Origin of the sequence: Nonomuraea sp. NPDC049784 (genome assembly GCF_040659615.1) — a bacterium.
In the GTDB taxonomy this organism is placed as follows: Bacteria; Actinomycetota; Actinomycetes; order Streptosporangiales; family Streptosporangiaceae; genus Nonomuraea.
Genome location: NZ_JBFAMX010000531.1, coordinates 1 through 7,105, shown reverse-complemented (window position 1 = coordinate 7,105; position 7,105 = coordinate 1). Strand labels below are relative to the sequence as shown.

Sequence of the window (7,105 nt, the reverse complement as noted above, 5' to 3'; positions counted from 1 at the left end):
GCGACCCCTCCACCGTCGCCGGCACCCCGCTGAACGAGCTCATCGCCCACGACCCCACCGCCATCCTCGGCGAGCCCACCGCCGCCCGCTTCGGCCCCGCCCTCCCCTACCTGCTCAAGGTCCTGGCCATCGAACGGCCGCTCTCCCTCCAGGTCCACCCCACCACCGCGCAGGCCGAGGCCGGGTTCGCCGACGAGAACGCGCGCGGTATCCCCATCGACGACCCGGCCCGCACGTACAAGGACGCCTCGCACAAACCCGAGATGGTCTGCGCGATCACCCCCTTCCACGGCCTGTGCGGCTTCCGCGACCCCGCCGCCACCGCCGGTCTCCTCGACCGCCTGGCCCTGCCGGACCTGCGCCCCTGGACCGATCTGCTCAGAGCGGGCGGCCTGCGGGAGGTGTTCGCCCAGATGCTCGACGGCTCCAACCGGCCGCTCCGCGCCCAGGTCGAGCAGGCCCTGCTCGCCCTTGACGACGACGCCGACCTGGCCGTCTACGGCGACATCGCCCGCGCCTGCCCCGGCGACCCCGGCGTCACCGCCGCCCTCCTGCTCCACCACGTCAACCTCGCCCCCGGCCAGGCCCTCTACCTCGGCGCCGGGGTCCCCCACGCCTACCTCGGCGGCATCGGCGTCGAGATCATGGCCAACTCCGACAACGTGCTGCGCTGCGGGCTCACCACCAAGCACATCGACGTACCGGAGCTCATGCGCGTCGTGGACTTCACGCCCTCGGAGCCGCACCTGGTGCGGCCGGAGGAGGACGCACGTGGCGAGCACCACTACCGGCCGCCGGCCCCCGAGTTCGCCCTGACCCGCTACGACCTGGAGACACCCCATTCGGTGCCCGGGGGCGTCCCCCAGATCGTCGTCTGCATCGACGGCGAGACCCGCCTCGGCGACCTGACGCTGCGGCCCGGCGAGTCCGCGTTCATCCCGGCGTCGGCTCCGTCGGCGCGGCTCTCCGGCAAGGGAACGGCATATCGTGCCCTGCCAGGCGCCTTTACGATGTAGATCCGCAGGAACGTTTCGCCCCCGGCTTGAACGTCCCGTTCCTAGGCTCCGTGGCATGAACCTCGCGACAGCTGCCACTCATGTGACCATCGAGCCGAGCATCCTGTACTTCGGGACGCCGGTCGTCCTGCTCTCCACGGAGAACCCGGACGGCACCTTCAACCTGGCCCCGATGTCCTCCGCGTGGGCGCTGGGCAACGTGATCGTGCTCGGACTGGGCGCCGAGGGGCAGACCGCGCGCAACCTCATGAGCCGCCCCGAGGTGGTGATCAACCTGCCCGCTCCCCACCAGTGGGCGGCGGTCGAACGCTTGGCGCCTCTCACGGGCCGCCATCCGGTGCCGGCGAGCAAGCCCGCGGGCTGCCGTCACGAGCCCGACAAGTTCGGCGCGGCCGGGCTGCGACCCGAGCCGTCGGAGACGGTACGGCCGCCGCGCGTGGCCGAGTGCCCGATCCAGTTCGAGGCGCGGGCGGAACGGGTGGGGCATGACGTCTCGGGGTCGTTCGTCATCGCCGAGGCCGTCGTCGGGCGGGTCCACGCGGACCCGCGCATCGTCGTGCCAGGCACGCACCATGTGGATCCCGGGGCGTGGAGCCCGCTGATCTACAACTTCCGCCACTACTTCGGCCTCGGCCCCGAACTCGGCCATTCCTACCGCAGCCAGACACCCCGAACCCGGTAGGGCCGAGCGCCGGGGCGCGGCTGGGCGACGGCCTGCCCGGCGAACCCGACTTCATCGTCCTGGCAGCCGCCTGATCTTGAGCACGTTGTCCATGCGGGTGCCGGGGCTGCCGTCCGGACCGTTCTGGGTGCGCTCGTACTCCTCGCTGAGCTGCACCTCCCACTCCCCCTCCGGCAGCTCGAGAGTCTCGAGGACCTCACGCGGCGTGGGGAAGTGCGCGTCGAAGGGCGGCGTGTGCTCCCAGGACGGCCATCCCGCGTGCCCGACCACCAACAGCACCCCGCCGGGCGCGACGGCCGACGCGGCGGCGCGCAGGATCTCGTCGCGAGGCAGGTCGCGGGGAGAGTGCAGGAAGCAGGCGGAGACGAGGTCGAACACGCCCTCGGGAAAGGACGCGGCGAGGTCGTGCCGCTGCCAGTCGATGCGGTCGGCGACTCCCGCGCTTCCGGCGTGCTCGGCGGCGCGTTCGAGCGCCACGTCGGAGACGTCGACCGCGGTGACGCGCCATCCCTTCCCGGCGAGCCAGATCGCGTCGGCCCCCTCGCCGCACCCGAGGTCCAGCACCGTGCCGGGCTCGAGGTCCGTTGCCTCGCGGACCAGCATGGTGTTGGGGTTCCCGCTCCATATCTGCGCGCTCTGCGCGTAACGAGCGTTCCAGAACGCCGCGTCGGAGTCGTACGACTCGTGGGAGCCGTGGGCCCAGGCCCGGGCGGCGACGGCGCGGCGGGTCTCCTCGGCGATCAGGTCGGCATTGATCGCCGCCGCCGCCCGTACGCCCGCCGCCGCGGCGCCGATGACCTGCTCGGTCAGGTTGGTCACGTTCCCGGCCACCCACACCCCTGGCACGCTCGTGGCGCCCGACGGGTCGGCGGGCACGCGGGTGCCGATCGCGTAGCCGGACATCTCCTGCTCCTCCGCCTCCAGCCCCAGCCCAGCGAGCAGACCCGCGCGGGCGGTCAGACGGCTGGCGGTGGCGAGGGCCCGGCACGGAGCCACCCGGCCGTCGGCGAGCCGCACTCCGGCGAGCCGGTCGCCGGTCACCTCCAGGCCCGTCACCTTCCCCTCCACCACGGTGACGCCCCTGGCGGCGAGCTGCTCGCGCTGTTCCGCGTCGGGCTCCGGCGCGGTGTGCAGGAAGAAGGTCACGTCCTCGCTCCACTGCCGCCACAGCAGCGCCTGGTGAACGGAGAGCGGACCCGTACCCAGGACCCCGATGACCTGGTCGCGCACCTCCCAGCCGTGGCAGTACGGGCAGTGCAGCACGTCCCGCCCCCACCGCTCGGCCAGGCCGGGCACGTCGGGCAGCTCGTCCACCAGGCCGGTGGTCACCAGCAGCCGGTCCGCCTCGATAGCGGACCCGTCGTCGAGCACGACGCGGAAGCCCCCGCCGTCCAAGGGCTCGGCGGTCTCGACGACGCCCGTCACGATCTCCCCGCCGTACCCGATCACCTCCTCGCGACCGGCGGCCAGCAGCTCCAGCGGCGGGAGGCCCTCGCGCGTCAGGTACGTGTGCACGCCCTCGGCGGGCTCGTTACGCGGCCGCCCCGCGTCGATGACCAGCACCTTGCGCCGCGCCCGGCCCAGCGTGAGCGCTCCGCTCAGCCCGGCGGCCCCGCCGCCGACGACCACCACGTCGTACTTCGCGTCCATCGCGCGTCTCCTCTCGATCGTTCCGTCTGCGCCACTGTCCGCGACCGGCCGAAGATTTGACAAACTACGTTGCCGAAATGGCAAAGTGGGCGCATGGACCTCGACGACGTGCTCCACTCCGTGGGCCCGCGGCTCCGTGCGCTGCGCCTGGAGCGCGGGGCGACACTCGCGCAGCTGTCCAGCAGCACCGGCATCTCCGTCAGCACGCTGTCCCGCCTGGAGTCCGGTCAGCGCAAACCGACCCTGGAGCTGCTCCTGCTGCTGGCCCAGGCCCATCAGGTGCAGCTCGACGAGCTGATCGACGCACCCGTGACCGGCGACCCCCGCGTGCATATGCGCCCGTTCAAACGCTTCGGCACGACCTTCATCCCGCTGAGCCGCCGGCCCGGCGGAATGCAGGCGTACAAGCAGATCTACCCGCCGCACTGGCCGGGGTACGAGCCCGAGCAGCAGGTCCACGAGGGTTACGAGTGGTTGTACATCCTGTCGGGGCGGCTGAGGCTGCGCCTCGGGGAGCACGATGTGGTCCTCACGCAGGGGGAGGTGGCGGAGTTCGACACGAGGACGCCGCACGCGACCACCAACCCCGGGCAGGAGCCGGTGGAGGTCCTGGCGCTGTTCGGGCCGCAGGGGGAGCGCATGCACGTCCGCGCCCGTCCCGCCGCGCGCTGACCTCACTGCCCCTCGAAGCTCCCAGGAGAAGCGGCGACTTCGGCTGATCCGAGGCAGTACGGACGTTGCAGCGCTGGTCCCACGTGCTGGCCATCCCCGGCACCGGCAACCCCGGCCACCTGGTCGCCAACGTGGCGGCCGGGGCGCTGCGCCTCTCGGAGGAGGAACTCGCCCGGCTCGATGGCGTGCACCGACGCGGAGACTGAACCGCCGGGTGCATGATGAAGCTCGTGACCGAGTCCGTGAAGCGGTGGGTGCGCAGGCACCGGCCGGACGGCAATCCGCTGCGGCGGCGCTCCGACCGCCTGGAGAGCGCCGCGCTGGCGGTGGCGATGCTCTTCATCCTGCTCAGCGTGTGGCCGGCGGTCGTGGCGGGGCGGCAGGCGTACGAGGCCGCGCAGCGTGCGGGTTCCGACGGGCGCCGGAGGGTGGAGGCGACGTTGCTGGCGGACGCGCCGGTCACGCGCCTGTCGTTCGGGGAGGTCTCCAGGGGCGAGCTGACACCCGCGCGGTGGACGGCGCCTTCCGGGCTGGAGCGCACCAGCCATGTGCCGGCTCCGTCCCTGGCCAAGGCGGGTGCGAAGGTGTGGATCTGGGTCGATCCCGGCGGCCGGCGGGTCCCCGCGCCGCCGAGCCTCACGGATCTCCGGGTCACTGCCGTGGTGACGGCGATGCTGCTGGTGGCCGTGGCGGCGGTGGTCGTGCTGCTGGCGTTCGCGGGGTTCCGCCGGATGCTCGATCGGGGGCGCTACCGTGACTGGGAGACCGCCTGGTCGCTGGCCGGCGAACGGTGGCGGCGCCCACGCCAGTCCTAGCGCGGGTCTGTCGATTCCCGTCGTTCCCGATTGTCGGTGTCATGGAAGGACGGTTGAGTACAGGGTGGTGGAGTGATGGCGCAGTACGCGGTGCTGTTGTACGAGGAGGTCCCCCCGGAGGACCTGCCGGAGGAGGTCACGCAGGCGCACCTGGGGATGCCGGGGAAGGTGGCCGGGCTGGGCGGCCGGATCGTCGCCGGGATGGCGCTCGAACCACCGGAGACGGCCACCTCCGTACGCGGCGACCTGGTGACGGACGGGCCGTTCATCGAGACGAAAGAGGTGCTGGCGGGGGTCTTCGTGGTGGAGGCGCGGGATCTCGACCACGCCCTGGAGATCGCCAAGCTCACCCCGATCGTACGCGGCGGCGTCGAGGTCAGGCCGCTGGTCGACTTCCAGCTCCTTGAGGAGAACGCCCAGCACGTGGAGAAGCGCTGAGCGGCGCGGTCGAGGAGGCCGTGGCCGAGGCGCACCGCCGTGAGTGGGCGTTCGTGCTCGCCACGACGGTACGCGTGACGCGCGACCTGGACACGGCCGAGGAGGCGGTGCAGGACGCCTACGTCCAGGCGTTGCGTACCTGGCCGCGCGACGGCGTGCCCCGGCGGCCCGGGGCGTGGCTGACCACGGCCGCGCGGCGCAACGCGCTCAACGCGCTGGAGCGCCGCAGGACGCTGGAGCGGAAGCTGCCGCTGCTGCTGGAGCCGGAGGACGCCCCCATGCCCGAACTCCACGCCATCCCCGACGACCGGCTGCGGCTGATCTTCACCTGCTGCCATCCCGCGCTCGCCCCCGAGGCACACGTCGCCCTCACGCTGCGGCTGGTATGCGGGGTCGCGACGGCGGACATCGCGCGGGCGTTCCTGGTGGCCGAGGCGACCATGGCCGCCCGGCTCACCAGGGCCAAGAAGAAGATCGCCGCCGCGCGGATCCCGTACCGGGTGCCGTCCGCGGCGGACCTGCCGGGGCGGCTGGACGCGGTGCTGACCGTCATCCACCTGCTCTACTCCACCGGCCACACCGCCCACTCCGGGCAGGATCTCGTACGCGACGACCTGACGGAGCGGGCGCTCGACCTGGCGCGCATGCTCCACCTGCTCCTGCCCGCCGCACGGGAGGCGGCCGGGCTACTCGCGCTGCTGCTGGTGCACCAGGCCCGGCGCGCCACCCGTACCGACGGGCACGGCCGCCTGCTCCGGCTGGAGGAGCAGGACCGTTCGGCCTGGGACCGGGAGCTGATCGCCGAGGCCGACCGGCTCCTGGTGGCGTCGCTGACGGCGGGCCCGCCGGGGCGGTTCACGCTGCAGGCGGCCATCGCGGCCATCCACGCCCAGGCGGCCGCCTACGAGGAGACGGACTGGCCGCAGATCCTCACGCTCTACGGGGCGCTGCTGCGGGTGTGGCCCTCGCCCGTGGTCGCGCTCAACCGGGCGGTCGCGCTGTCCATGGTGGACGGCCCGGAGGCGGCGCTGGCCGAGGTGGAGGTGCTCGAACGCGAAGGCCGCCTGGCCGGTTACCGCTACCTGCCCGCCACCAAGGCCGACCTGCTGCACCGGCTGGGCCGGGACGCGGAGGCGGTGGAGGCGTACCGGGCGGCGCTGGCGCTCAGTGACAACGCGGCCGAGCAGGAGTTCCTCGCCGAACGCGCCCGCCTCCTCACCTCCTGACGGGATCCCAGGCGCCCGATACCGAAATCGCATAACCAGTCATGCGCCAGGTCAACGGCCCGCCGAGCTCACGAGCCATACCTGTGCCGGTCGCGCGCATTTCTCAGCGTCTATGGTGAGAGGGATGGACGTGTTCGCCCGCTTGAAGGACGGGGTGCGGGCGCGGGGCGCCCTGTTCGGCCGGGCGGTGCTGGAGCCGCCGCAGTCGCCGCGGGCGCCCCGCGGACTCTCCTCACCATGGCCCACCGGCGGGCGCGCCGGGCGCGGATCATGAGCCCGGGAGCCGGTCCGTGTCCGTGCCGAAGCCGTCGAGCTCCTGGCGTTCCTCGAGGGTGCGCAGTTCCTGGAACACCGTGATGTGCAGGCCCGCGGGCGCGTCCAGCCGCGAGTTGAGCGACTCCCAGGGTGTGACGGTGGGCGGCGCCACCTCCGACGCGCCCGCCGACACCAGGCGCTCGGTGGTGCCGCGGGCGTCGTCCACCTCGAACGCCACCCGGATCTTCGGCGCCACCTGACGGCCCACCTCGACCTCGTCGATCATCTTCTTCTGGGCCGGGTTCGCGATCTCCAGCGTGGCCCGCCCCGCGTCCAGGATCGCCACCCGCG

10 protein-coding genes are annotated in these 7,105 nt (G+C 72.9%); 8 read left to right on the top strand and 2 right to left on the bottom strand.

What is annotated here, in order from left to right:
• Together manA and AB0J09_RS50725 are read left to right on the top strand one after the other, a co-directional pair.
• On the top strand, positions 1 to 1,016 hold a 1,016-nt coding region (manA, locus tag AB0J09_RS50730; RefSeq protein WP_360708563.1), incomplete at its 5' end, for a mannose-6-phosphate isomerase, class I.
• 55 nt (positions 1,017 to 1,071) lie between these two features.
• Positions 1,072 to 1,698: a flavin reductase family protein gene (locus tag AB0J09_RS50725; RefSeq protein WP_360708561.1), complete on the top strand. Its 627-nt coding sequence runs from the start codon at positions 1,072 to 1,074 to the stop codon at positions 1,696 to 1,698.
• A gap of 51 nt (positions 1,699 to 1,749) precedes the next feature.
• Here the strand turns inward: AB0J09_RS50725 and AB0J09_RS50720 are convergent, their stop codons facing one another.
• Positions 1,750 to 3,348, bottom strand: coding sequence for a bifunctional NAD(P)/FAD-dependent oxidoreductase/class I SAM-dependent methyltransferase (locus AB0J09_RS50720; protein WP_360708558.1), 1,599 nt, complete (start codon positions 3,346 to 3,348; stop codon positions 1,750 to 1,752).
• A 93-nt stretch (positions 3,349 to 3,441) separates the two neighbouring features.
• On the opposite strand from AB0J09_RS50720, the gene AB0J09_RS50715 reads away from it, so the two are divergent.
• From AB0J09_RS50715 to AB0J09_RS50690, 6 genes are all read left to right on the top strand, one after another.
• Entirely contained in the window at positions 3,442 to 4,020 is a 579-nt protein-coding gene (locus AB0J09_RS50715; RefSeq protein WP_360708555.1) for an XRE family transcriptional regulator, read from the top strand.
• A 65-nt stretch (positions 4,021 to 4,085) separates the two neighbouring features.
• On the top strand, positions 4,086 to 4,226 hold the full coding sequence (locus AB0J09_RS50710) for a hypothetical protein (protein ID WP_360708552.1): 141 nt from the start codon (positions 4,086 to 4,088) through the stop codon (positions 4,224 to 4,226).
• A 24-nt stretch (positions 4,227 to 4,250) separates the two neighbouring features.
• The gene (locus AB0J09_RS50705) at positions 4,251 to 4,835 is read left to right on the top strand and encodes a hypothetical protein (RefSeq protein WP_360708550.1); all 585 of its coding nucleotides are present in this window, start codon (positions 4,251 to 4,253) and stop codon (positions 4,833 to 4,835) included.
• Positions 4,836 to 4,910: 75 nt separating this feature from the next.
• Positions 4,911 to 5,273 (top strand): YciI family protein, encoded by a 363-nt coding sequence (locus tag AB0J09_RS50700; RefSeq protein ID WP_360708547.1) that lies wholly within the window; start codon positions 4,911 to 4,913, stop codon positions 5,271 to 5,273.
• Between the two features lie 20 nt (positions 5,274 to 5,293).
• Positions 5,294 to 6,499: a DUF6596 domain-containing protein gene (locus tag AB0J09_RS50695; protein WP_360708545.1), complete on the top strand. Its 1,206-nt coding sequence runs from the start codon at positions 5,294 to 5,296 to the stop codon at positions 6,497 to 6,499.
• Positions 6,500 to 6,623: 124 nt separating this feature from the next.
• A complete protein-coding gene (locus AB0J09_RS50690) occupies positions 6,624 to 6,773 on the top strand; it encodes a hypothetical protein (RefSeq protein WP_360708542.1) in 150 nt (49 codons plus the stop codon).
• Here the strand turns inward: AB0J09_RS50690 and AB0J09_RS50685 are convergent.
• A partial coding sequence (locus tag AB0J09_RS50685) for a VOC family protein (protein ID WP_360708540.1) occupies positions 6,768 to 7,105 on the bottom strand: 338 nt, incomplete at its 5' end. The genes AB0J09_RS50690 and AB0J09_RS50685 overlap by 6 nt on opposite strands.

Excerpts from the sequence above, each read along its gene's own strand:
- AB0J09_RS50725 (WP_360708561.1), top strand. The coding sequence starts at position 1,072 with ATGAACCTCGCGACAGCTGCCACTCATGTGACCATCGAGCCGAGCATC.
- AB0J09_RS50690 (WP_360708542.1), top strand. The coding sequence starts at position 6,624 with ATGGACGTGTTCGCCCGCTTGAAGGACGGGGTGCGGGCGCGGGGCGCC.
- AB0J09_RS50720 (WP_360708558.1), bottom strand. The coding sequence starts at position 3,348 with ATGGACGCGAAGTACGACGTGGTGGTCGTCGGCGGCGGGGCCGCCGGG.
- AB0J09_RS50700 (WP_360708547.1), top strand. The coding sequence starts at position 4,911 with ATGGCGCAGTACGCGGTGCTGTTGTACGAGGAGGTCCCCCCGGAGGAC.
- AB0J09_RS50715 (WP_360708555.1), top strand. The coding sequence starts at position 3,442 with ATGGACCTCGACGACGTGCTCCACTCCGTGGGCCCGCGGCTCCGTGCG.